Below are 25,148 nucleotides of genomic sequence, written 5' to 3'. Positions count from 1 at the left end.
TTCTCTGACATTGGCTCGATGGAGCACGGTCAATGTGGGAGCTGGTTTGCCTGCGATGGCAGTGTGTCAGGGCCAGAAATGTTGGCTGATAGACCGCCATCGCAGGCAAGCCAGCTCCCACAGGGTTTCTCTATCGGGCTCAGGAAACGGTGATGCGCCAGATACCGAACGGCATGTGCGGCTCGATGCGCATCCACTGGGTCTTGCCGTACCAGGTCCAGCGGTGGCCGTTCATCAGGTCTTCGCCCTGGGTCTGGGCATCGTCGGGCAGGCCCAATTCCCACAGCGGCAACTCGAAATTCGCTTCCTGGGCGTTATAAGGATCCAGGCTCACCGCGACGAGAATGAAGTTGCTGCCATCCTCGCTGCGCTTGCCGAAATACAGGATGTTGTCGTTCCACGCGTTGTATAGCTTGAGCCCCAGATGGGTCTGCAAGGCCGGATTTTGCCGGCGGATGCGGTTGAGCTGGGCGATCTCGGCAATGATGTTGCCGGGGGCGGTAAAATCCCTGACGCGGATCTCGTACTTTTCCGAGTCCAGGTATTCCTCTTTGCCTGGCACAGGTGCGGCTTCGCACAGCTCAAAGCCTGAATACATACCCCAGAGGCCCGAGCCCAGAGTGGCCAGCGCCGCGCGGATCAAGAAACCCGGGCGGCCAGATTCGTGCAGGAAGCCTGGGTTGATGTCCGGGGTATTGACGAAGAAATTCGGCCGGAAGCATTCGCGCCACGGCGACTCGTTCAACTGCGTGAAGTATTCGCTCAGTTCGGCCTTGGTATTGCGCCAGGTGAAATAGGTGTAGCTCTGGGAATAACCGACCTTGCCCAGCCGCGCCATCATCGCCGGCGTGGTAAAGGCTTCCGCCAGGAAGATCACCTCCGGGAACTTGGCACGCACGTCGCTGATCAGCCATTGCCAGAACGGCAGCGGCTTGGTGTGCGGGTTGTCGACGCGAAAGGTCTTCACGCCCTCTTCCACCCAACCCACCACGATGTCACGCAACTCAGTCCACAGGCCTGGAATCGCGTCTGCCGCATAGAAGTCGACGTTGACGATGTCCTGGTATTTCTTCGGCGGGTTTTCGGCGTATTTGATCGTGCCGTCCGGCCGCCAGTTGAACCAGCCCGGGTGCTGCTTGAGCCACGGATGGTCCTGGGAACACTGGATAGCAAAATCCAGGGCGATTTCCAGGCCATGCTCGGCGGCGGCCTTGACCAGGCGGCGAAAGTCATCGCGGCTGCCCAACTGCGGGTGAATCGCCTCGTGGCCGCCGTCCTCGCTACCGATGGCGTAGGGGCTGCCCGGGTCGTCCGGCCCGGCCGTGAGGGAATTGTTGCGGCCCTTGCGGTGGCTGCGACCGATGGGGTGGATCGGCGGGAAGTACAGCACGTCGAAGCCCATGTCATGGATCATCGACAGCCGCGAGTGCACGTCATTGAAGGTGCCGTGACGGGCCGGATCGTCGGTGATCGAGCGGGGAAACAGCTCGTACCAACTGGCAAATTGCGCAGCCGTGCGTTCCACATCGATCGGGTACACGGTGCTGATGCTCAAATAGGCACGGTGATCGGCCTGGGTCATCAGGTGTGCACTGCCTTCGTGCAGGAACTGCGCAACCTGCTCGGTTTCCAGCAGGCCGGAGAGTTCGTGGTGCAACAGCATCAGGCGGTCGCGCAGTTCGTTGTCGCTGCGCTCGGCGGCCTGCAGCACCAGGCTGCGGCCCTCCTGCAACTCCAGGCTGACTGGCACACCGGCCTCGTGTTTCTTGCGCAGTTCATAGCAGAAGCTGGCGAAGGTATCGATCCAGGCTTCGATGCAGAATTCATGGGGCCCCAGTGCTTCGACGGTAAACCCGCCCTCCCAGCCATTGTTGCCCACGTCGGTCATCACCACGCTGTGCCAGCTTTCATCGCGCAGTGGGCGCCAGCGGATCAAAACAGAGAGTGTGTCATGGCCGTCGGCGAACACCTTGCTGGTCACATGAACCCGTTGGCCAATCACGGCCTTGACGGCAAATTCGCCGCCGTCGATCACAGGCGTGGTGCTTTCGATGGCGATCCTGGGCAGCAGCAAGGCCTGGGACAGCGGCAATATGGAATCGTCTGGAGCCAGTGTTTCAGCAGTCATCGAGCATCTTCCCCTTACGCCCTGTGGACGCTCTTTGCTTGATCCGGATTCTGATACGGCGGTGCTCTCCCTGAGCGGGCCGTCATAGGTCCGAGCCTGAGCCCCGGTTAAAAGTTCAGGTGGATGTGCCGCCATTGAGCGGGGAATCAATTCGCCGCAGCGGCTGTCCACCGATAGAGCAAAGCACAAAGGAGGCCACACTGATGAATATCCCGATCCCGGCTGAAACGCCGGACCCGAATATCGACAACCCGACCCTGCCGCCGAGCGAACCGGAGCCGATTCCGGAGAAAGAGCCGCCTGAAAACGAGCCGCCTGCGGTAGAGGAACCCCCAAAGACGATGCCGCCCGTCATCGTTTGAATCATTGATAGACTCAGGGGTTCGATGCTCGGCACCGGCCCCTTTTTCAGCACCTGCATATGAGCGCCGTCCTTACACCACAATTAGCGAAATGCCTTACAGCACTATCGGTCTATACCCCGTTTTACCATGATTCGACGTCCTTATACTCGGGTGCGTAAACGCTCTGGTCAGGTTGCTGGCAGTAGCGTTTTGTTGAACTCCTACGAGGCCAAAACGATGTCGACCATCAACCCGCATTACGCCCCCCCTGCCGGTACTGGGCAAAACACCAACGTGTCGCCACGTCACCCATCACCACCCGCCAATCTCCCGAATTCAACACCGAGTTCTGGCCCAGACTGGTCGACACCGCCCACGCAGCCTGCACCGGGAAAAGCGGATAAGACCGTCAATGAATTGAACGCGTTGCTGACCCCGGAAAATATCGAAGAGCTCATGAACAACCCCGACTCGGACAAGTCGCGTACGATCCTCGCCCAGCTCCGCCCACTCATGACCCAAGCCAATATCAGCCAATGTTTGCACGGTCCAAATGCTGAAGCGAACGCCAAGGTTCTTGAAAGAATTGGCGAGCGTCTAGACAAGAACAAGCTCGAAGCCAGCCAGAACTCATGCCTCAAAGGGTTAGGTGATAACTACCTGCATCAGGCAAAATACAGAAATCTTGAAATGTTATTTAAAGCATTCGATGCAGAGCTTGGCGATTTCGCCAACTTTTTAAGCAGCTCGAATGAAAACCTGAAGAAACTCAAGACGCGCATGTTCGGGACAAGGGCGAACACCAAAGAGTTGAACGATTTCGGTGGCCATCTGAGCAAAGGTAAAATCGAAAAGATGCGACGCGAACGCTCAGGTGGCCAAAGCTGAGTCAATGCTTTAAACCCTGCTCATGGTTCCTTTTCGAGCAGTTTGACGATCCTCGGCATCAGGCTGAAGACCGCCAGGGCCAGCAACGTACTCAGCACCGCTGTCGACTCGCGCCCCAGCCCCGCCGCCACACCGATGGCGGCGGTCATCCACAACCCGGCTGCGGTGGTCAGGCCCTTGACGTGCTGTCCCGCCTCATCCTCCTTGCCCTTGAGGATGGTGCCAGCCCCGAGAAACCCGATCCCCGCAATCACGCCCTGCAACACCCGGCTCATGGCATCCGCCTGGCTGCCGGACATCTGCGGCACCAACACAAACAGTGCAGCTCCCATGGCCACCAACATGTGGGTGCGCACGCCGGCCGCCTTGCCCTTGCTCTCTCGCTCAAACCCCAGGATACCCCCCAGCACGGCTGCAATCAGCAGGCGCACGGTAATCTGCGTCAATTGCCGAGCATCGCCGATATCGGCGAATTCGGCCTGCAGGGTTTGCCACACTTCATGCCACCAGGCGTCCATGGATGCGCTCCTTTTTCATCAGTGATAAGCGGTGGACAGCGGCGACCGCCAGTCAGTTGCCTGGAACGCTTGGCGACAGGCTGGAACCTAACGATTACCAGCCTATAAAAAGGAGCTTGTCATGCCTGTACGTATCGAAAGCCACACGTGCCGTTTCAAGGTCGATGAAACCGGCGAGGAACAAAGCCTGCCCGCTGAACAGGTGACCGTCGGCACCGACAGCGACAAAGCCATGTCCTTCGTGCAACTGGGCGCGGACCGGGTTTATATCACCGAAGCCGAGGCCGACGCCCTGACCGTGGCCGGCGCCAAGGACGGACGCAAGCACCTGAAGGCCACGAACAGTGATTCGGTGATTTGATTGATCTGTATCAGCACTTGCGCAAACAGCCTGCACCCCACGCGCCACGGGGTGCAGCACATTGTCGCAGGGGGTGAGGCGCGTCTCATCTGATCCGCTTTTTATCGTGATAGCTGAGTCTGTTCTGCAAACAGAGCGCCGTTCATAGTTCATCTGCCTGATGGAGGCTGATGAGCGAACGACCATGAGCGAAAGAATCCCCGTCCGAACCGTGGAAATCCATGAGCCTGCGCACCCAAAGAAGGTGAAGGCCAACGCCAGCGACACCCTGATCCATACCCGCAGTTTTACCGGCCTGTTCCGCACCTTGCGCGTCAGCGGTGCAGGCTTTCTGTTCCTGGCCTTCTTCGGCACGGTGTGGCTGAACTGGGGTGGGCGCCAGGCCGTGCTGTGGGACCTGGCTGAAAGCAAATTCCACATCTTTGGTGCCACATTCTGGCCCCAGGATTTCATCCTGCTGTCGGCCCTGCTGATCATCTGTGCCTTCGGCCTGTTTGCGATCACCGTGTTTGCCGGGCGCGTGTGGTGTGGCTACACCTGCCCGCAAAGCTCGTTCACCTGGCTGTTCATGTGGTGCGAAAAGGTCACCGAGGGTGAACGCAACCAACGCATCAAACTGCAGGCCGCGCCCTGGAGCCTGAACAAACTGGCGCGGCGTTCGGCCAAGCACACCTTGTGGCTGGGCATCAGCGTGCTCACCGGCCTGACCTTCGTCGGCTATTTCACCCCGGTGCGGCCCCTGGCCGCCGAATTACTGACCTGGCAAATGGGGGGCGTGAGCCTGTTCTGGGTGTTGTTTTTTACCGGCGCCACCTACCTCAACGCCGGCTGGCTGCGCGAGGCGGTGTGCATGCACATGTGCCCTTACGCACGGTTCCAGAGCGTGATGTTCGACAAGGACACCCTGACCATTTCCTACGATGCCGCCCGTGGCGAAAACCGTGGCCCGCGCAAACGCGAGGTCAAGCCCGCCGACGTCGGCCTGGGTGACTGCATCGACTGCCAGTTGTGCGTGCAAGTGTGCCCCACCGGTATCGACATCCGTGACGGCCTGCAAATGGAGTGCATCGGCTGCGCCGCCTGCATCGACGCCTGCGATTCGATCATGGACAAGATGGGCTACGCCCGTGGCCTGGTCAGCTACACCTCCGAACATCAGTTGCAAGGTGGCAAGACGCACCTGCTCAGGCCACGCCTGATCGGCTACAGTGCGGTGCTGTTGGTGATGATAGCGGCGCTGGTGGTGGCGTTGATCGAACGGCCGATGGTGTCGCTGGACGTGACCAAGGACCGTGGCATGTTCCGGGAGAACAGCCAGGGCCTGATCGAGAACATCTACAGCCTCAAGGTCATCAACAAGACCCAGCAACGCCAGGACTACCGCCTGGAACTGGTGGATGCCGAAGGTTTCCAGCTGCAGGGCAAGACCGAGATCAGCCTGGCCCCGGGGGAAATCAGCGATGTGCCGGTGTCGGTGGCGCTGCTCGCCGACAAGCCGGCGAGCAGTTCGCAGACCCTGCGCTTCAAGGTCACCGATGTGGATGAGCCGTGGATCTACAGTGCCGCCGACAGCCGCTTTGTGGCGCCATTGAACCGCTGAGGTCTATCCGAACCTGTAAAGATCCAACTGTGGGAGCGGGCTTGCTCGCGAAGGCGGCGGGTCAGTTTATAAATCAGGCGGCTGATACCCCGCCTTCGCGAGCAAGCCCGCTCCCACAATGTGTTCCGTGCACCTATTAAATTTTTGTTCAAGGCCCCCATGAAACGCTACGAAAAATTCGCCGATGACATCGCAGAACTGATCCGCTCCGGGGTGCTTGGCCCCGGCCAGCGCGTGCCGTCGGTGCGCTATGCCAGCCAGACCTATGGGGTCAGCCCGTCCACGGTGTTCCAGGCCTACTACCTGTTGGAGCGGCGCGGCCTGATCCGCGCACGGCCGCGTTCGGGCTACTTTGTGAATACCCATGCGCCCAGCCCGTTTTCCGAACCGGTGGTGAGCGAACAAGTGCACGAGTCCACCGAAGTCGATGTGAGCGAACTGGTGTTCTCGGTGCTTGACTCGATCAAGGACCCGAACACCGTGCCGTTCGGCTCGGCGTTCCCCAGCCCCATGCTATTCCCCCTGCCGCGCCTGGCCCGTTCCCTGGCCAGCGCCAGCCGCGAGATGGACCCGCGCCTGGTGGTCACCGACATGTCGCCGGGCAACCCGCAACTGCGTCGGCAGATCGCCCTGCGCTACATGGTCGGCGGCCTGATGCTGCCGATGGAAGAACTGCTGATCACCAATGGCGCCCTGGAGGCCCTCAACCTGTGCTTGCAAGCGGTGACGGAACCCGGCGACCTGGTGGCCATTGAAGCGCCGGCGTTCTACGCCTGCCTGCAAGTGCTGGAGCGCTTGAAACTCAAGGCCGTGGAAATCCCCGTGCATCCGCGCGACGGCATTGACCTCAACGCCCTGGCCCAAAGCCTGGAGCGCTACCCGATCAAGGCCTGCTGGACCATGACCAGCTTCCAGAACCCCATGGGCGCCATCCTGCCCGAAGCCAAGAAACAAGCGTTGGTAGAACTGCTGCGCAGCCATCAGGTACCGCTGATCGAAGACGACGTGTACGCCGAGCTGTATTACGGGCAGCAGGCACCCAAGCCGGCCAAGGCCTTCGACACTGAAGGGCTGGTGATGCATTGCGGCTCGTTTGCCAAAAGCCTGGCCCCGGGCTATCGCGTGGGCTGGGTGGCGGCCGGGCGTTTTGCGCAGAAAGTCGAGCGCCTGAAGCTGATGACGTCACTGTGCCCGTCGATGCCGGCCCAGGCGGCGATTGCCGATTACCTGCAACATGGCGGCTATGACCGACACTTGCGCAAATTGCGCTACGCCCTGGAAGAACAGCAAAGTGCGATGCTGGCGGCGATTGCCCGTTACTTCCCGGCGCAGACGCGGGTCAGCCAACCTGCCGGAGGTTATTTCCTGTGGCTGGAACTGCCGGAGCAGACCGACTCGCTGAAGCTGTTCCAGATGGCGCTGGCACAAGGCATCAGCATCGCGCCGGGGCCGATCTTCTCGGCGACCCAGCGCTTTCGCAACTGCATCCGCCTTAACTATGGCAGCCCGTGGACCGAGGCATCGGAGAAGGCGATGGAGACATTGGGGCGGATCGTGCGGTCGTTTTAAACCGGAACTGAGTCAAGGACATGGCCACACAGGTGGGCGCAGTCTTCTCTTATTGAAGAGTGCACCTTCCCTGGTTCAATGTTGAGTGTCCCACGAGCATGCCTATTCGCACCGACCTTATACCGCTACCCATCCCCCCCAACTACATGCGTGCAGCCGAACAGAAACAAGTACGCGAGATGACCGGCCCGGAGGGGCGCCCGGCCGGTGACCATCGTTCGGCAGAACGGATCATCAAACAAAGCCCGGTGCTGAAGCACTTCCTGGACAACCGGGACAACTACCACCTGATCGATGAATTGATGATGCAGATGGGTGACTGGACCGAGGCCAACCCTGACGCGGAGTCCCGGGCCAACGCGGCCTACGACCTGGACAAAGTCTTGCGTTTCATCGACAACGTCGATGATTGCACCCTCAACTGCAGCCGAAACCGCAATGGCTACATCGACGGTTTTTGCGCGAATGGCTATGGCACCGCCGATAACTCGGAGGTCCGCCTGCTGCAGGCCTTTTCCTATAAAGGCTACGAGGTACTGCGCTACCTGCGGACCTGATCATCCACGCCCTTAACGACCTCCCCCAAGATCCAGAAAGGTGCCGGTGGTATACGAGGCTTTGTCCGACAGTAGCCAGATAATCGCCTCGGCCACTTCATCCGGGCGCCCGCCGCGCGCCATGGGGATGCCCGACTCGAGTTTGCTGACACGGTCCGGGTCGCCGCTGAGGGCGTGGAAGTCAGTGAAGATATAGCCAGGGCGTACGGCGTTGACCCGAATACCCTCGCCCGCCACCTCCTTGGACAGGCCCACGGTGAACGTGTCGAGCGCGCCTTTGGAGGCGGCATAGTCCACATATTCGCCCGGCGAACCCAGGCGTGCCGCCACCGACGACACGTTGACGATACTGCCGCCCTGCCCGCCGTGCTTGGGCGACATGCGCAGCACCGCATGCTTGGCACACAGGATCGGCCCCAGCACGTTGGTCTTCATGATCTTGAGAATGCGGAACTCGGACATCTCATCGACCCGCGACTTATGCCCCACGGTACCGGCATTGTTGACCAGTGCGGTGACCCGGCCCAACTCGGCGTCGACGCGGTTGAACAGGCCAATCACTTCATCTTCGATACTCACGTCGGCGCGCACAGTGATCGCCTGGGCGCCCAGCGCACGGACCTGCTCCAGCACGCGATGGGCCGCCTCTTCGTCAGACTGGTAATTGATGCAGATGCGATAGCCCTGGCGTGCCGCCAGCAAGGCCGTCTCGGCGCCAATCCCACGACTGCCACCGGTGATGATGACGACTTTGTCCATGCGTGTGGTCTCCTGATTCAACCTGAGAGAAAGGGTTGGATCCAAGAATACCCGTCACGCACGGCTTTTGTCAGGGGCTACGGCGTCTTCGGCGCGCTGGATATCGGCCATGAACCCGTCCGCCGGCAACGGGTGCCCCAGCAGATAGCCTTGCAGGGAATTACAACCCAGGCGCGTCAGGAAACTCTGTTGCACATCGGTCTCCACACCTTCGGCCACGATACGCAGGCCCAGGGCCTGGCCCAGTGCAACGATGGCCGAAACGATGGCGGCGTCGTCACTGTCGTGCTCCAGGTCGCGCACAAAGCCCCGATCGATCTTCAACTCGTTGGCAGGCAGGCGCTTGAGGTACATGAGGCTGGAGTAACCGGTGCCAAAGTCATCGATGGACAGATCGACGCCCATGTCGGAGAGCTGTTGCAACACTGTCATGCTCGCGTCGGCGTCGCTCATGGCGGTGGTCTCGGTGATTTCCAGGGTCAGGTTGTTGGCCGGCAACTGATGGCGCTCCAGGGCCGAGGCCACGCTCTTGACCAACCCCGCGTGACAGAACTGCAAGGCCGACAGGTTCACTGCAATGCGCCAGTCCTCATAACCCTGGGCGTACCACAGGGCCATCTGGCGACAGGCTTCGTTGAGCACCCATTCGCCAATCGGAATGATCAACCCGGTCTTTTCCGCCAGTTCGATGAACATCGCCGGCAGCAACAGCCCCTGCTGCGGATGCTCCCAACGCAGCAACGCCTCGGCCCCCACGGCGATGCCACTGACCGCGTCGAACTTGGGCTGGTAATACAAACGAAATTGCTCGTGCTCGACAGCATTGCGCAAATCCTGCAACAGTTGCAGTTGCTTGCGCGCATTGGTGTTCATCGAGACGTCGAAGAAGCTGTAGCCGTTTTTGCCCATGCCCTTGGCGTGGTACATCGCGGCGTCGGCGTTCATCAACAGTTCCTGGGGGTTGCCACCGTTGCCCGGGAACAGGGCGATGCCAACACTGGCGGAGATCTTCAACTCGTGTTCGGCGACACTGAAGGCCCGGTTGAGCAGGCCCACCTGACGCTCGGCCAGGCCCATGGCATCGTCGGGCTGGCCCAATTGCACCAGCAGCACGAACTCATCGCCGCCGATACGCGCCAGGGTGTCCTGGCCCCGCAGGTCTTCGCGCAGGCGCAAACCGACTTCACGCAGCAACTGGTCACCCATGTGGTGACCGAAGGCATCGTTGACTGGCTTGAAGCCATCCAGGTCGATAAACATCAACGCAAAGCAACCGCCCTGCTCTTTCACCGCTTGGATCGCTTGTTGGATACGGTCGGCCAGCAACGTGCGATTGGGCAGCCCGGTGAGCATGTCATGCAGGGCCAGGTGGGTCAGCTCCTGGTTGGCCAGGGTCAGAGAATCGGCCAGCACCGCAGTGCGGGCTTCCAGGCGGGCGTCGAGCAACGAGGTCAGCAGTGCGATGATCAATACCGCCAACGAGGTCACCAACACCAGGTTGTCCAGGCCTTTACCGCTCAAGCCGGTCAGCGCCGCGCCACAGAAGCTTTCATCGGCAAAGCGCGCGGCCGCCATGCCGGTGTAATGCATGCCCACGATGGCCACGCCCATCACCACCGCCGCACCGCCGCGCAACAGGCGCACGTAGGGCGTGTTGCGACGCAGGTTGTGGGCGATCAACAGCGCTGCGCCGGACGCCACCACGGCGATCAACAATGAGGCGCCAAACAACGTTGGGTCGTAGTCGATGCCGGGAGTCATGCGCATGGCAGCCATGCCGGTGTAGTGCATGCTGCTGATGCCCGCGCCCATGACCAACGCACCAAACGCCAGTTGCCAGGCGGGCAAGCGCGGCTGATTGATCAGCCATAACGCAAAGCCGCTGGAGAGCACCGCGATCAACAACGACAGCGCAGTAATGCCCAGGTCAAACCCGAGGGCGAACGGCAGGCGCAACGCCAACATGCCGATAAAGTGCATGGACCACACGCCCACGCCCATCGCCACGGCCCCGCCGGTCATCCACAGGTACACCGCGCGGCCTTTGGTGGTCGCGATGCGGCCGGCCAGGTCCAGGGCGGTATAAGACGCCAGGATCGCGACGAACAAGGAGATCACGACAAGAGAGGGAGAATAACTACCGATGAGCATGGGACTTCTCAAAACCGACGGGCCTGAAAAGCCCGTGCCAGGTGGCAAAGCGAGCGATTGTAGCGAGAATAATTCTTGTACAGTTGATTTATTAGCGTATAGCCATTACTGGCATTTTGACGTCAATCTACCGACTTAAATTCAGCGCAAATCCGGAGCCGAATGGAGTCCAAATGTGGGAGCGGGCTTGCTCGCGAATGCGGTGTGTCAGTCACTGAATGTATTGACTGAACTGCCGCATTCGCGAGCAAGCCCGCTCCCACATTGGCTTCGAGTTCACACTTAATCGTTGTCTTTTGCCGATGTGTGCCCATCCCAGCCACCGCCCAACGCGGCGATCAGTTGCACACTGGCCACCAATCGAGTCTGGAGCAGGGTCAGCACTGTGCGCTCGTTGCTCAGAGCCGTGGCCTGTACGGTGACCACATCCAGGTAGGCGATCAGCCCGGCCTTGTACTGGTTCTGGGTCAGGCGCAGGGATTCACGTGCAGCGGCCAGCGCTTCATTGCTGACCACGGCCTCGTCTTCCAGCACCTTGAGCTGCACCATGTAGTTTTCCACTTCACGGAAACCGTCGAGCACGGTCTGGCGGTACTTGGCCACGGTTTCGTCATAGCTGGCAATGCTGCGGTCGACTTCAGCCGAACGCTGGCCGCCGTCGAACAGGGTCATGGCCAATTTGGGCCCCACCGACCAGAAACGGTTCGGCAGGCTGATCCAGTCGGCGTAGGTGCTGCTCGAATAACCACCGGCCAGGCTCAGGGTCAGGTCCGGGTAGTAGGCGGCCTTGGCCACGCCAATATTGGCGTTGGCGGCGATCACCGAACGTTCGGCCGAGGCGATGTCCGGGCGGCGCTCCAGCAACTGCGACGGCAGGCTCGCCGGAATCTGCGGCAACGCCGGGATGCTTTGGCTGACGGCCAGGTTGAAGTTGGCCGGCGCCTCGCCGATCAACACCGCGATGGCGTTTTCCAGCTGGGCGCGCTGCCAGATCAGGTCGATCAGGCTGGCCTGGGTGGTCTTGAGCTGGGTTTGCGCCTGGGCGATGGCGTCCTTGCCGGAAATACCGGCGCGGTATTGGTTTTCGGTCATGGTCAGCGAACGCTGGTAGGCGTCCAGCGTGGCTTGCAGCAGACGGGTCTGTTCGTCCATGACCCGCAGTTGCAGATAGTCCTGCACCAGTTCCGATTGCTGGCTCAGGCGCATCGCCGCCAGGTCCGCTGAGCTGGCTTCGGCCGTGGCTTCATTGGCTTCCAGACCTCGGCGCAGCTTGCCCCAGACGTCGGCTTCCCAACTCACACCCAGCTGGGCATTGAGGGTGTCGCGGATCCCGCTGCTGGAACTGCTCAGGCTGGCGTTACTGCTGCCGGTGCCCTGGCTGGCACGGGTTTTACCGGCGCTCAGGTCCACGGTCGGGAAAAACGCGCCACGGGCGCTGCGCACCTGGGCCTGGGCCTGGCGAAAGCGCGCTTCGGCCTGGGCCACGGTCTGGTTGGATGTGTTCAGGCGCACCACCAGGTCATTGAGCTGAGGGTCGCCGTACAGCTCCCACCAGGCGCCACGGGCCAGGGAGTCGCTGGGGCTGGCTTGGCGCCAGCCCTGGGCTTCCTTGAATTGCGCGGGCTCGACGACTTGCGGGCGTTGGTAGTCGGGGCCGATGGCGCAGGCGCTGAGCAACAGGGCCAACCCGACAGTAGGAACGAGTTTACTCGCCAAGGTGGTCAACGATAGCGTGCTCAATCGGGAGGTACGCGGTGCCTGGGCGTTTTTCGCCGGCAAGCCGGCGCCTACAGGAAAATGCATCGGAGCGGCAAACTGATGCAGTGCATTGGCGGGTGTTGAATCGGTCATAGCGCAGTGTCCAAGGCAGCATCGGTCCGCACGCCGCGCCAGGCATTGAAGCGATGGCGTGCGCGGTCTAGATAGAGGTAAACCACCGGGGTGGTGTAAAGGGTCAGGATCTGGCTGAACACCAGGCCACCGATAATGGTCAGGCCCAGGGGCTGGCGCATTTCGGCGCCGTCGCCAGCGCCGAGCAGCAACGGCAAGGCGCCGAGGATCGCCGCCAGGGTGGTCATCAGGATCGGCCGTAGACGCAGCAGGCAGGCACTGCGGATCGATTCCAGCGGGCTCATGCCGTCGTGGCGTTCCAGTTGCAGTGCCAGGTCGATCATCAGGATCGCGTTTTTCTTCACCACGCCAATCAACAGGAACAAGCCCAACAGCGAGATGAGGCTGAACTCACCGCCCAACAGGTAGATGGACAACAGCGCCCCCACCCCCGCCGACGGCAAGGTGGACAGGATGGTCAGCGGGTGAATGTAGCTTTCGTACAGAATGCCCAGCACCAGGTACACCGCCACCAGCGCACCGAGGATCATGAACGGCTGGCCCTTCTGGGTCGCCGCGAACGCATCGGCGGTGCCGGCCATCTTGGCGATCACGTCTTCCGGCAAGCCCACCTTGGCCACCGCCCGTTCGATGGCGGCCATGCCCTGCTCCACCGTGACGCCAGGCGCCATGTCGAAGGCAATGTTCTGCGAGGCGAACTGGCCCTCATGGCGTACGGTGTCATCGGCCAGGCTGTTTTCATAATGGGCGATGGTCGACAGCGGAATCCGCGCGCCTGTCGACGTGATGACCTGCACCTGGTTGAGGGTGATTGGGTCCTTGGCATAAAGCGGATTGACCTCCATCACCACCTGGTACTGGTTGAGGCTGTCGTAGATGGTCGAGATCTGCCGCTGGCTATAGGCGTTGTTCAGCACCGAGGTGACCATGGCCATGTCCACCCCGAGGCGCTTGGCCTGGTCGCGGTCCACGATCAGCGTGACCTGCGCCGCGCCGCGCCCTTCACGGGCGTCGATGGCAGTCAGCTCAGGCAGCGTATGGAACGCGGCCACCACCTTCGGGTACCACTCGCGCAAGGCCGCCAGGTCACCGCTCTGCAGGATGTAGGAATACTGCGCGCTGCTTTGGTCACGGCTGCCACCAAATTGCAGGTCCTGGTCGGCCATCAGGAACAACCGCCCACCCGGCACCAGCGGCACGTCCTTGCGCAGGCGCTCGATCACCGCCTGGGCGGAAATCTTGCGTTCGCTGATGGGCTTGAGGCGCACCAGCATCACCGCGTTATTGGTGCCGTTGTTGCCACCAATAAAGCCGGCCACGCTGAGCACCGCAGGGTCCTTGAGCACGGCCTGGCGAAAGGTTTCCATCTTCGGCTGCATCACGCCGAACGACAGGCCGTCGTCACCGCGCACAAAACCGATCAACTGTCCGGTGTCCTGCTGCGGCATGAAGGTCTTCGGCACCACCACATACAGTGCGACGTTGACGCCAATGGTCAGCAGCAGGCTGAGCAACGTCAGGCGTCGGTGGCGCAGCACCCAGTCGAGGCTGGTGGCGTAACCGGCCACCATGCGGTCGTTGACCTTCTGGCTCCAGCGCTGCAGGCCGGTCATCTGGCCCTTGATATGCGGCTTGAGCCAGCGCGCGCAGAGCATCGGGGTCAGGGTCAGCGACACCACCAGCGACACGATGATCGCCGCCGACAGCGTGATGGAAAACTCGCGGAACAGGTTGGTGACAATCCCGCCCATGAACAGGATCGACAGGAACACCGCCACCAGCGACACGTTCATCGACAGCAAGGTAAACCCGACTTCCTGGGCACCCAGGTACGCCGCCTTCATCGGCGGCACGCCTTCGTCGATATGCCGGGAAATGTTCTCCAGCACCACAATAGCGTCGTCCACCACCAGGCCGGTGGCCAGGATCAGCGCCATCAGCGAGAAGTTGTTCAGCGAGAAGCCGAACAGGTACATCACCGCAAAGGTTCCCACCAGCGACACCGGCACCGCCAGGGTCGGGATCAGCGAGGCGCGGAAGTTGCCCAGGAACAGGTACACCACCAGGATCACCAGCGCGACGGCAATCAGCAGGGTCATCTCGGCTTCATGCAAGGTCGCGGTGATCACCGGCGAGCGGTCCATCGCCAGGCTCAGCTTGACGCTGCTCGGCAGTACGGCCTGCAAGGCTGGCAATTGCGCCTTGATCTGCCGCACGGTCTCGATGATGTTCGCGCCGGACTGGCGGTTGATCACCAGCAGCACCGCCGCATCATTGTTGAAGAAGCCGCTGTTGTAGCGGTCTTCCACGCCGTCGCTGATCTTGGCCACATCCCCCAGGCGCAAGGCGGCGCCGTTCTGGTAGCGAATCAGCAGCGGTTCATAGTCCTTGGCCTTTTCCAGCTGGTCGTTGGCCTGGATCTGCCAGTTGCGCTCGCTGTCTTCCAGGGAGCCCTTGGGCCGACGCTGGTTGGCGTTGGCAATGGTATTGCGCACGTCGTCGAGGGCCACGCCGTACTGGTCGAGAGCCTTGGGCTGCAACTCGATGCGCACGGCGGGCAATGAACTGCCACCGATCTGCACTTCACCTACGCCCGGCACCTGGGACAGGCTCTGGGACAGGATGGTCGAGGCCAGGTCATACAGCTCGCCCTTGGGCAGCACGTCCGAGGTCAGCGACAGCACCATGATCGGCGCCTGGGACGGGTTGATCTTCTTGTAGGTGGGCATGCTGCGCATACCGCTGGGCAACAGGTTGCGCGAGGCATTGATCGCCGCTTGCACTTCCCGCGCCGCGCCGTTGATGTCGCGATCGGAGTCAAACGCCAGGATCACCCGGGTGGAGCCCTGGCTCGACGAACTGCTCATGGTGGTGATGCCGGCAATCGAGCCGAAGGAGCGCTCCAGCGGCGTAGCCACGGTAGACGCCATCACCTCGGGGCTGGCGCCGGGCAAGCTGGCCGACACCACGATCACCGGAAAGTCGATCTGCGGCAGCGGCGAGACCGGCAACAGGTTGAAGCTCACGCCGCCCAGCAACATGATCGCCAGGCTCAGCAGCATGGTGGCGACCGGCCGGCGAATGAAAGGTCCGGACAGGTTCATGACTCAACCGGCTCCAGGCTTTGCGGCTCTTTGCGCCAGCGCCGGCCCAGACGATCGAAGTACAGGTAGATCACCGGCGTGGTGAACAGGGTCAATACCTGGCTCACCAGCAGGCCGCCGACCATCACCAGGCCCAGGGGCTGGCGCAACTCCGCGCCGGAACCGGTGGCCAGCATCAACGGCACTGCGCCGAACAAGGCTGCCAGCGTGGTCATCAGGATCGGCCGGAAGCGCAACAGCGCCGCCTGGTAGATCGCAGTCTGCGGGTCCAGGCCCTGGTTGCGTTCAGCGTCGAGGGCGAAGTCGATCATCATGATCGCGTTCTTCTTCACGATACCGATCAGCAGGATGATGCCGATGATCGCGATCATGCCCAGGTCATTGCCACTGAGCAGCAGCGCGAGCAAGGCCCCCACGGCGGCGGAGGGCAAGGTCGAAAGAATGGTGATCGGGTGGATGTAACTCTCGTAGAGCACGCCGAGCACGATGTACATGGTAACCACCGCCGCCAGGATCAGCAGCAAGGTGCTCGACAGCGAGGCTTCGAACGCCTGGGCCGCGCCCTGGAACTGGGTCTGCACGCCCACCGGCATGCCGATGTCCTTCTGGGTCTGGTTGATCAGTTCCACGCCTTTGCCCAGTGCCACGCCAGGGGCCAGGTTGAACGACATCATCACTGCCGGGAACTGGCCGATATGCGCGACCGCCAACTGCGCCTGGCGCTGCTCCACATGGGCCAGGCTCGACAGCCGCACCTGGCCGCCGTCGGTGGTTTTCACATGGATCTGGTTCAGCGCGGCCGGGCCCAGGGTTTCGCCGGATTGGGCCTGCAGCACCACGCGGTACTGGCTGGCCTGGGTGTAGATCGTGGAGATCTGCCGTTGACCAAAGGCGTCGTACAACGCATCGGTGATGGTCGACACACTCACGCCCAGGCGCGAGGCCGCGTCGCGGTCGATCACCAGGAACACCTGCAAGCCCTTGTCCTGCAGGTCGCTGGCCACGTCGGTGAGTTCCGGCAATTGGCTCAACGCATGCACCAGCTTGTCACTCCACAACGCCAGCAGGTCAGCGTCGGGCGAGGACATGCTGAACTGGTACTGGGTACGGCTGACGCGGTCTTCGATGGTCAGGTCCTGCACCGGCTGCATGAACAGGCGGATGCCCACCAGTTTGTCGATTTCCGGCTGCAGGCGCGTGATCACCTGGGCGGCGCTCAAGTCGCGCTGGCCGTGGGGCTTGAGGTTGATCAGCAAGCGACCGCTGTTGAGGGTGGCGTTATCACCGTCCACACCAATATAAGAAGACAGGCTTTCCACGGCCGGGTCGGCCAGGATGATCTTGGCCAGCTCCTGCTGGCGCTGGCTCATGGCCGCAAAGGAGATCGACTGGGGCGCCTCGGAAATGCCCTGGATGACGCCGGTGTCCTGCACCGGGAAGAAGCCCTTGGGCACCACCAGGTAGAGGAACACGGTGAGGCCCAGGGTGGCGATGGCCACCAGCAGGGTCAGCGGCTGGTGCTTGAGCACCCACTGCAATTTGCGCCCATAGGCTTCGATCAGCCAGTCGATCCACGCGCCGCTGGCCTTGTAGAAGCGGCCCTGTTCTTCTTCCTTGGGCTCACGCTTGAGCAAGCGCGCGCACATCATCGGCGTGAGGGTCAGGGACACCACCAGGGAAATCAGGATGGCGACTGCCAGGGTAATGGCAAATTCGCGGAACAGGCGCCCGACCACGTCAGCCATGAACAGCAACGGGATCAATACCGCGATCAGCGACAAGGTCAGGGACACCAGGGTAAAGCCGATCTGCTTGGCGCCCTTGAGCGCGGCCGCCAGCGGCGTCTCGCCTTCCTCGATGTAGCGGGAGATGTTCTCCAGCATCACGATGGCATCGTCCACCACGAACCCGGTGGCGATGGTCAGGGCCATCAGCGTCAGGTTGTTGATGGAGAACCCCGCCAGGTACATCACGCCAAAGGTGCCCACCAGCGACAACGGCACGGCGATGGACGGAATGATGGTGGCGCTGAAACGGCGCAGGAACAGAAACGTCACCATCACCACCAGGGCAATGGCGATCAGCAATTCGTGTTGTACATCGGTGACCGAGGCGCGGATGGTCTGGGTACGGTCGGTAAGTACCGCCACGTCGAGGCCGGCCGGCAGGTTGTCGGTGATGCTCGGCAGCAGCGCCTTGATGCGGTCCACCACCTCGATCACGTTGGCACCCGGCTGGCGCTGGATATTGAGCAGCACGGCCTGGTTTTCATTGGCCCAGGCGGCGAGGCGTTCGTTTTCGGCACCGTCGACGATCTGTGCCACGTCCTTCAGACGCAGCGGCGCACCGTTGTTGTAGGCCAGGATCAGCTCGGCGTACTGCTGGGGCGAGACCAACTGGTCGTTGGCATCGAGCATCGACACCCGGGTGGGGCCGTCAAAGTTGCCCTTGGGCTGGTTGACGTTGGACGCGGCGATCAGGGTGCGCACGTCCGACAGGTTCAAGCCATTGGCCGCCAGGGCTTCCGGGTTGACCTTGATGCGCACGGCCTGGCGCTGGCCACCGGCGATGCTGACCATGCCGACGCCGCTGATCTGCGCAATTTTTTGCGCCATGCGTGTGTCGACCAGGTCATTGAGCTTGGGCAACAGCATGGTCTTGGAGGTAATGGCCAGGGTCAGCACCGGGGTATCGGCCGGGTTGACCTTGTTGTACACCGGTGGCGCCGGCAAGTCCTTGGGCAGCAGGTTGGTGGCGGCGTTGATCGCGGCCTGCACCTGTTGCTCGGCGACATCCATGTTGATGTCGAGGTTGAAACGCAGGGTCAGCACCGAAGCGCCGCCCGAGCTGGTGGACGCCATCTGCGTCAGCCCGGGCATTTGCCCGAACTGGCGCTCAAGGGGCGCGGTGACCGCGCTGGTCATCACGTCCGGGCTGGCGCCGGGGTACAGGGTCATCACCCGGATCGTCGGGTAGTCCACCTGGGGCAGTGCCGACACCGGCAACAAGCGATACGCGATGACGCCGGCCAGGACAATGGCCAGCATGCTCAGCGTGGTGGCAACCGGGCGAAGGATAAACAGCCGCGACAGGTTCATGAACCGACCTTTTGCGCCTTGCCGGCGCTGGCGCCGGTCTCCCCTTTCGCCGCAGGCTTGCCTTGCAGGTGCTCGGTCGGGGTGGTCGGCACTTCACTGCTGTCATTGACCACTTCGATCTCGCTGCCGTCCTTCAAACGGTCTGTGCCTTCCAGTACCACGCGGTCGCCCGCGGCCAGGCCTTCCTTGATCACGGTGTTGTCGCCATCGCTGTCGCCGATCACCAGGGGCTGGACCTTGACCTTCTTGTCGCCATCGAGCTTGTAGACAAAGGTGCCGTTGTTGCCGAACTGGATGGCAGCAGACGGTGCCAGCACCGCGTTGTGCAGGGTATCGGCGAGCAAATGCACGTTGACGAACTGGTTGGGGAACAGCGCCTGGTCCTTGTTATCGAAACGGCCTTTGAATTTCAGGGTGCCGGTGGTCACGTCGATCTGGTTGTCGAGGCTTTGCAGCACGCCGCTCGCCTGCTGTTTCAGGTCGCCTCGGTCCCAGGCCTCCACGGGCAACTTGTTGCCGGCGTGGTAGCGGGTGAGCACGGTGTCCAGGGTGTTTTCCGGCAGGGTGAAGACCACGCTGATGGGCTGGGTCTGGGTGATCACCGCGAGGAAGGTGGTGTCGTTGGCCGCCACCAGGTTGCCCACATCGACCTGACGCAGGCCGACACGGCCGCTGATCGGCGCGCGGATCTTGGTGAATTCGAGGTTGAGCTTGGCGTCGTCCACCGCGCCCTGGTTGGTCTTGACCGTGCCCTGGTATTGCAGGACCAGCGCTTCGGCGGTGTCCAGGGTCTGTTTGGCGATGCTGTCCTGGGCATACAGGTCGCGGTAACGCTGCACGTCGACCTGGGCGTTCTTCAACTGCGCCTGGTTCTGCAACAGGGTGCCCTGGGCCTGGAGCAACGCGTTCTGGTAGCTGCGCGGGTCGATTTCCGCCAGCAGGTCGCCGGCCTTGACCATCTGCCCTTCTTCAAAGGCGATCTTCACCAACTCGCCACCCACCCGGCTGCGCACATTGATGGTATTGAGCGCCGTCACCGTGCCCAACGCCTTGTAGTACACCGGGAAGTCACCCAATACCGCCGGCGCCACGCGCACCGGGATCGGGCCAGTGGAGCCACCGAAACCCGGGCGCATCATCCCCGACTTGCCGGCGTGCCCGGCCGGTTTCTTCTCGGCGGCATCCTTGTGGCTGGCGGGCCAGTATTTCCAGCACAGGCCGGCGATAACCAGCAGCACGAGCAGGCCGAACAACCAGCGGCGGGAATTGCGGGGGGAGGATTGCATGGAATGATCAACCATTGGGCGCGAGAGCTTCTTCTTTGGGAGGCTGAAAGATAAGCACTGGTGCGCATTAAGAAAAGCGCCTTTACCGGCTATTTACCTTGGGCTTACAACTTTTAACTTCTGACCTTAGTCCATTCGCTAACGGGCTAAGCACTTGAGCGACAAATAAAAACGGCCTGGACTAGGCCAGGCCGCAATCATGCAGCACGCGTGTTACTGCAAAACGACAGTAATGCGCTGAAACAGTTACTTCAAAACAGCCAGGGCTGCTTCGTAGTTCGGCTCTTGGCCGATTTCAGCAACTAGCTCGCTGTGCAACACTTTGTCGTTTTCATCCAGCACGACGACAGCGCGAGCGGTCAGGCCCTTGAGGGCGCCTTCAGCAATGGCCACGCCGTAGTCGACGGCGAATGCCGCGCTGCGGAAGTCGGACAGGTTCTTCACGTTTTCCAGGCCTTCAGCGCCGCAGAAGCGCGCCTGGGCGAATGGCAGGTCGGTGGAGATGCACAGCACAACGGCGTTGTTCAGGTCGTTGGCCTGGGCGTTGAACTTACGAACCGACGTCGCGCAGGTCGGGGTGTCGACACTTGGGAAGATATTCAGCACTTTGCGCTTGCCGGCAAAGGTGGCCAGGGTTGCGTCCGACAGGTCGCCGGCGGTCAGGGTGAAGTCTGGCGCCTGGGAACCGACTTGCGGCAGATCGCCTTCAACCTGGATCGGGTTGCCACGGTGGGTGACTTGAGCCATGAACAGAATCCTTATGCTGGGTTTAGTGAAACGAATTCGAGAGGCCGAAGTTAACCACAAAGTGCGGTGGCTACCTATCGCTGCGCACAAATTCTCATGCCGGTGGTTGTGGTTTAATTGCGCGCTTTTCCCCTGCCCTTCAAGGAATGCGTTGTTGATGAATCAGCCTGCCACCAAAGTCCTGGTCATTGGTTATGTCTGGCCGGAGCCTCGTTCCTCGGCTGCTGGCGGGCATATGATGCAAATCCTTGAGAGCTTTCTGACGCAAGGTTGGGACGTTACCTTCAGCAGCCCTGCCACGATCGGCGAACACAAGGCTGACCTGCCAGCGCTGGGCATCCGCGAATGCGCGATTGAACTCAATAACAGCAGTTTCGATGATTTTATTCGCGAACTCGCTCCGGATATCGTGCTGTTCGACCGCTTCATGATGGAAGAGCAGTTCGGCTGGCGCGTGGAGAAGTGCTGCCCCGACGCCTTGCGCGTACTGGAAACCTCCGACCTGCAGAGCCTGCGCGACGCCCGCCACCAGCGCCAGAAAGATCACCTGAAAGCCCACCCGGACAGCGACGACTTCACCGCGCTGTTCACACCAGCGCTGGAAGAAGCGTTCCAGTTGATGGCCGACACTGACCTGGCCAAGCGCGAGATAGCGGCGATTTACCGCTGCGATATCAGCCTGATGATCTCCGACGTGGAGATCCGCCTGCTCACCGAACAGTTCAAGGTGCCCGCCGCCCTGCTCCACTGGTGCCCGTTGATGCTGCAACCGCCGACCGAGGCGTTTGCGCCATTCGAGGACCGCGCGCATTTTCTCAGCATCGGCAACTTCCGCCATGCGCCGAACTGGGATGCGGTGCTGTGGATGAAGAACAGCCTGTGGCCGCTGATCCGCCAGCAACTGCCGGGCGCCCAGCTGCATGTCTACGGCGCCTACACGCCACCCAAGGCCACGGCGTTGCACAACCCGGCGCAGGGCTTTCACGTGATGAACTGGGCCGAAGACGCGTTGCAGGTGATGACCGCCGCACGTATCTGCCTGGCGCCGCTGCGCTTCGGCGCCGGCATCAAGGGCAAGCTGGTGGACGCGATGCTGTGTGGCACGCCAAGTGTCACCACGCCGATCGGCGCCGAAGCCATGGGCGATGGCCAGCCATGGCCCGGCATGATCGAACAGACCGCGCCTGCGTTGGCAGCGGCGGCCGTGGCGCTGTATCAAGATCGCGCGCGCTGGACCGAGGCCCAGGAAAACGGGCGCCAATTGCTGGCTCGCCGTTATGACCAGGACATCCATGGCCCGGCGCTGGTGGCCTGCCTGGAACACTGTCGCCGCACCCTGGCGGCCCATCGCAGGGCCAACTTCACGGGCAGCATGCTGCGCCATCATGCCCATAAAAGTACGCAGTACATGTCCCAATGGATCGAGGCGAAAAACCGCACCGTGTAAACACCAGCGCTGGCGAGGTCGCGCACGAGGGGGCATTATCCTAGGCAGCAACCACAATAAAGCGACGGCAGCATGACCCGAGCAACGCGTATCACCGACCCTTCCTACGAGTTGATGGACGATCACAACGGTCTGTCCATCATCTATCGCCAGCATGGCTTCCCCTGCCCGCTGGTGCGCTGGCATTTCCACAAGGAATACGAGCTGCACCTGATTGTCGCCAGTTCCGGCAAGGTGTTCATCGGCGACTATATCGGCAACTTCTACCCGGAAAGCCTGTTTCTCACCGGCCCCAACCTGCCCCACAACTGGATCAGCCAGGTGGAGGAGGACGAGGTGGTGCCCAAGCGCGACATGCTGGTGAACTTCACCGATGAACTATTTGAAAACGGCAGCCAGATCTTCGCTGAACTCAAGACCCTGGCGCCCTTGCTGGAACGGGCCCAGTACGGCATCGAGTTTCGCTGCAAAAAAACCATCGCCCAGGCCATGACCTTGATGCAACGTATCGAGGACGCCCAGGGCATGGCGCGCCTCGGGCATTTTTTTATTCTGCTGGAGGTGCTCAGTGCCTGCGAGGACTACCAGCTGCTGTCCGGCGTGACCACACCGCAACTGGCCGACGAGCACAGCATCGACCGCACCAACCGCGCGGTGGACTACATCTTTGCCCACTACGCGCGCGAGTTGCCGCTGGAGGAAGTGGCGGATTACCTGGGTATGAAGCCGACGTATTTCTCCCGCGTGTTCAAACAAGCCACCGGGCGCACGTTTATCGAGTTCGTCAATCGGTTACGCATCAGCAAGTCGTGCGAGTTGTTGGCCGATGGCGACAAGGCGGTGACGGATGTGTGCTTTGAGTCGGGTTTCAACAATATTTCCAACTTCAACCGACGCTTCCAGCAGCTCAAGGGCATGACCCCTTCCCACTACCGCCGCCTGGCGGTGCAGCGGTTGACCGAGCAAAACCTGGCCTGAATCGCTTTCTGTGGACGCCGGCTTGCTGGCGATGCAGGCCACCTCGGGGCGTCAGGTGCGCTGTGTCGATGCCATCGCCGGCAAGCCGGCGCCTACGGGTCATCGATGTCGGCCTGGATCAATCGTTTCAGCCAATTCCTACGCGAGTGCAAAAAAGTATCAGTGCCAGTGCGCCCAAGGATTTGTCACATCGCCATTTCAAGGCTGTAATCAACCGCACACTCTTCCTGGCTCGTTGCAGGAAGACACAACAACAATAACTGTCCTTCTGTAGCCCCTGGGCGCAGAAATGGAGTGCGCGATGAAGTTCACAGCAAAAGCTCTGCTTGCCTCTACCTGCATGATGACCTGCATGACCCTCAGCGCCGTCAGCTTTGGCGCGCAGACCCTGACCATTGCCACCGTCAACAACAGCGACATGATCCGCATGCAAAAGCTCTCGAAAACCTTCGAGACCGAGCATCCGGAGATCAAGCTGAATTGGGTGGTGCTCGAAGAAAACGTGCTGCGCCAGCGCCTGACCACTGACATCGCCACCCAGGGTGGACAGTTCGACGTGTTGACCATCGGCATGTACGAAGCTGCACTGTGGGGCGCCAAGGGTTGGCTGGAACCGATGAAGGACCTGCCGGCGTCCTACGACCTTGACGACGTCTTCCCTTCGGTGCGTGATGGCCTGTCTGTCAAAGGTTCGCTGTACGCCCTGCCGTTCTATGCCGAAAGTTCGATCACCTATTACCGCACCGACCTGTTCAAGGACGCCGGGCTGACCATGCCCGAGCACCCGACCTGGACCCAGATCGGCGAATTCGCGGACAAACTCACCGACAAGTCCAAAGAACAGTACGGCCTGTGCCTGCGCGGCAAAGCCGGCTGGGGTGAGAACATGGCGCTGATCACCACCTTGGCCAATGGCTACGGTGCGCGCTGGTTCGATGAGAAGTGGCAGCCAGAATTCAATGGCCCTGAATGGAAGGACGCGCTGACCTTCTACGTCGACAACATGAAGAAATCCGGCCCGCCGGGTGCTTCCAGCAACGGTTTCAACGAAAACCTGGCGCTGTTCAACAGCGGCAAGTGCGCAATCTGGGTCGATGCCAGCGTCGCGGGTTCGTTCGTGACCGACAAGACCCAGAGCAAAGTGGCCGATCACGTCGGCTTTACCTTTGCCCCTCACGAGAAGACCGACAAGGGCACCTCGTGGCTGTACTCCTGGAGCCTGGCGATCCCGACCAGTTCCAAGGCCAAGGACGCCGCCAAGGTGTTCACCAGTTGGGCGACCTCCAAGGAATACAGCCAGCTCGTGGCCAAGACCGACGGCATCGCCAACGTACCGCCAGGCACGCGCAAGTCGACCTACAGCGATGAATACATGAAGGCCGCGCCGTTTGCCAAGGTGACCCTGGAATCGCTGAAAGTCGCGGACCCGACCAAACCGACCCTCAAGCCGGTGCCGTATATCGGCATCCAGTTGGTGACCATTCCTGAATTCCAGGCCATTGGTACCCAGGTCGGCAAGTTCTTCTCGGGTGCGCTGACCGGTCAGCAAACGGTGGACCAGGCCCTGACTGCCGCGCAGACCACCACCGAGCGTGAGATGAAGCGCGCCGGTTATCCCAAATAGGCCTGACTCACCCTTGTAAATGTGGGAACCCCATCAATGTGGGAGCCGGGCTTGCCCGCGATAGCGGTCTGTCAGTTGATGAATGTGTGTGCTGACACACCGCTATCGCAGGCAAGCCAGCTCCCACATTGGATCGCG

At 61.4% G+C, this 25,148-nt stretch carries 18 protein-coding genes; 9 read left to right on the top strand and 9 right to left on the bottom strand.

Annotated features, from left to right (window positions below; translation table 11 throughout):
* Window positions 1–139: 139 nt before the first annotated feature.
* Window positions 140–2,128, bottom strand: a complete 1,989-nt coding sequence (locus M2394_RS00175; RefSeq protein ID WP_259171200.1) for an alpha-1,4-glucan--maltose-1-phosphate maltosyltransferase — start codon at window positions 2,126–2,128, stop codon at window positions 140–142.
* Between the two features lie 203 nt (window positions 2,129–2,331).
* On the opposite strand from M2394_RS00175, the gene M2394_RS00170 reads away from it, so the two are divergent.
* Both M2394_RS00170 and M2394_RS00165 read left to right on the top strand, forming a co-directional pair.
* On the top strand, window positions 2,332–2,490 hold the full coding sequence (locus M2394_RS00170) for a hypothetical protein (RefSeq protein WP_259171199.1): 159 nt from the start codon (window positions 2,332–2,334) through the stop codon (window positions 2,488–2,490).
* Window positions 2,491–2,709: 219 nt separating this feature from the next.
* The gene (locus M2394_RS00165) at window positions 2,710–3,360 is read left to right on the top strand and encodes a hypothetical protein (protein ID WP_259171198.1); all 651 of its coding nucleotides are present in this window, start codon (window positions 2,710–2,712) and stop codon (window positions 3,358–3,360) included.
* 20 nt (window positions 3,361–3,380) lie between these two features.
* Here M2394_RS00165 and M2394_RS00160 read toward each other — a convergent pair whose 3' ends face one another.
* A complete protein-coding gene (locus M2394_RS00160; RefSeq protein ID WP_259171197.1) occupies window positions 3,381–3,878 on the bottom strand; it encodes an MgtC/SapB family protein in 498 nt (165 codons plus the stop codon).
* Window positions 3,879–3,999: 121 nt separating this feature from the next.
* On the opposite strand from M2394_RS00160, the gene M2394_RS00155 reads away from it, so the two are divergent.
* The 4 genes from M2394_RS00155 (at window position 4,000) to M2394_RS00140 (ending at window position 7,965) form a co-directional block, all read left to right on the top strand.
* Window positions 4,000–4,239 carry a DUF3203 family protein gene (locus tag M2394_RS00155; protein WP_178923351.1) on the top strand — a complete coding sequence of 80 codons (240 nt, stop codon included), beginning with the start codon at window positions 4,000–4,002 and terminating at the stop codon, window positions 4,237–4,239.
* Window positions 4,240–4,423: 184 nt separating this feature from the next.
* On the top strand, window positions 4,424–5,839 hold the full coding sequence (gene ccoG / locus M2394_RS00150) for a cytochrome c oxidase accessory protein CcoG (RefSeq protein WP_259171196.1): 1,416 nt from the start codon (window positions 4,424–4,426) through the stop codon (window positions 5,837–5,839).
* A 159-nt stretch (window positions 5,840–5,998) separates the two neighbouring features.
* The gene (mapR, locus tag M2394_RS00145) at window positions 5,999–7,408 is read left to right on the top strand and encodes a GntR family transcriptional regulator MpaR (protein WP_178923347.1); all 1,410 of its coding nucleotides are present in this window, start codon (window positions 5,999–6,001) and stop codon (window positions 7,406–7,408) included.
* Window positions 7,409–7,506: 98 nt separating this feature from the next.
* Window positions 7,507–7,965 (top strand): hypothetical protein, encoded by a 459-nt coding sequence (locus M2394_RS00140; protein WP_259171195.1) that lies wholly within the window; start codon window positions 7,507–7,509, stop codon window positions 7,963–7,965.
* Between the two features lie 12 nt (window positions 7,966–7,977).
* Here the strand turns inward: M2394_RS00140 and M2394_RS00135 are convergent, their stop codons facing one another.
* The 7 genes from M2394_RS00135 to tpx form a co-directional block, all read right to left on the bottom strand.
* Complete coding sequence (locus M2394_RS00135; protein WP_178923345.1) at window positions 7,978–8,724, bottom strand: SDR family oxidoreductase; 747 nt, start codon at window positions 8,722–8,724, stop codon at window positions 7,978–7,980.
* A gap of 54 nt (window positions 8,725–8,778) precedes the next feature.
* Window positions 8,779–10,875 (bottom strand): bifunctional diguanylate cyclase/phosphodiesterase, encoded by a 2,097-nt coding sequence (locus tag M2394_RS00130; RefSeq protein WP_178923343.1) that lies wholly within the window; start codon window positions 10,873–10,875, stop codon window positions 8,779–8,781.
* A gap of 282 nt (window positions 10,876–11,157) precedes the next feature.
* Complete coding sequence (locus tag M2394_RS00125; RefSeq protein ID WP_405046537.1) at window positions 11,158–12,726, bottom strand: efflux transporter outer membrane subunit; 1,569 nt, start codon at window positions 12,724–12,726, stop codon at window positions 11,158–11,160.
* The gene (locus tag M2394_RS00120) at window positions 12,723–15,830 is read right to left on the bottom strand and encodes an efflux RND transporter permease subunit (protein WP_178923341.1); all 3,108 of its coding nucleotides are present in this window, start codon (window positions 15,828–15,830) and stop codon (window positions 12,723–12,725) included. Before M2394_RS00120 ends, M2394_RS00125 begins: the two co-directional genes overlap by 4 nt.
* The gene (locus M2394_RS00115; protein WP_178923339.1) at window positions 15,827–18,928 is read right to left on the bottom strand and encodes an MdtB/MuxB family multidrug efflux RND transporter permease subunit; all 3,102 of its coding nucleotides are present in this window, start codon (window positions 18,926–18,928) and stop codon (window positions 15,827–15,829) included. The genes M2394_RS00120 and M2394_RS00115 overlap by 4 nt, the downstream gene beginning before the upstream one ends.
* The gene (locus M2394_RS00110; protein ID WP_178923337.1) at window positions 18,925–20,229 is read right to left on the bottom strand and encodes an MdtA/MuxA family multidrug efflux RND transporter periplasmic adaptor subunit; all 1,305 of its coding nucleotides are present in this window, start codon (window positions 20,227–20,229) and stop codon (window positions 18,925–18,927) included. Before M2394_RS00110 ends, M2394_RS00115 begins: the two co-directional genes overlap by 4 nt.
* 231 nt (window positions 20,230–20,460) lie before the next feature.
* Window positions 20,461–20,961 carry a thiol peroxidase gene (gene tpx / locus M2394_RS00105; RefSeq protein ID WP_178923335.1) on the bottom strand — a complete coding sequence of 167 codons (501 nt, stop codon included), beginning with the start codon at window positions 20,959–20,961 and terminating at the stop codon, window positions 20,461–20,463.
* A 157-nt stretch (window positions 20,962–21,118) separates the two neighbouring features.
* Here tpx and M2394_RS00100 point away from each other — a divergent pair, with 157 nt between their 5' ends.
* The 3 genes from M2394_RS00100 to M2394_RS00090 all read left to right on the top strand — a co-directional run bounded on the left by M2394_RS00100 (window position 21,119) and on the right by M2394_RS00090 (window position 25,010).
* Complete coding sequence (locus M2394_RS00100) at window positions 21,119–22,408, top strand: glycosyltransferase (RefSeq protein WP_259171194.1); 1,290 nt, start codon at window positions 21,119–21,121, stop codon at window positions 22,406–22,408.
* 72 nt (window positions 22,409–22,480) lie between these two features.
* Window positions 22,481–23,386 carry an AraC family transcriptional regulator gene (locus M2394_RS00095; RefSeq protein WP_178923331.1) on the top strand — a complete coding sequence of 302 codons (906 nt, stop codon included), beginning with the start codon at window positions 22,481–22,483 and terminating at the stop codon, window positions 23,384–23,386.
* Between the two features lie 301 nt (window positions 23,387–23,687).
* Window positions 23,688–25,010 (top strand): sugar ABC transporter substrate-binding protein, encoded by a 1,323-nt coding sequence (locus M2394_RS00090; RefSeq protein WP_178923329.1) that lies wholly within the window; start codon window positions 23,688–23,690, stop codon window positions 25,008–25,010.
* Window positions 25,011–25,148: the final 138 nt, after the last annotated feature.

The organism is Pseudomonas sp. BIGb0164, from assembly GCF_024810135.1.
Taxonomy (GTDB): Bacteria; Pseudomonadota; Gammaproteobacteria; order Pseudomonadales; family Pseudomonadaceae; genus Aquipseudomonas.
Note: the sequence above shows the minus strand (reverse complement) of the source record. Positions and strands in the feature narration are given on the sequence as shown.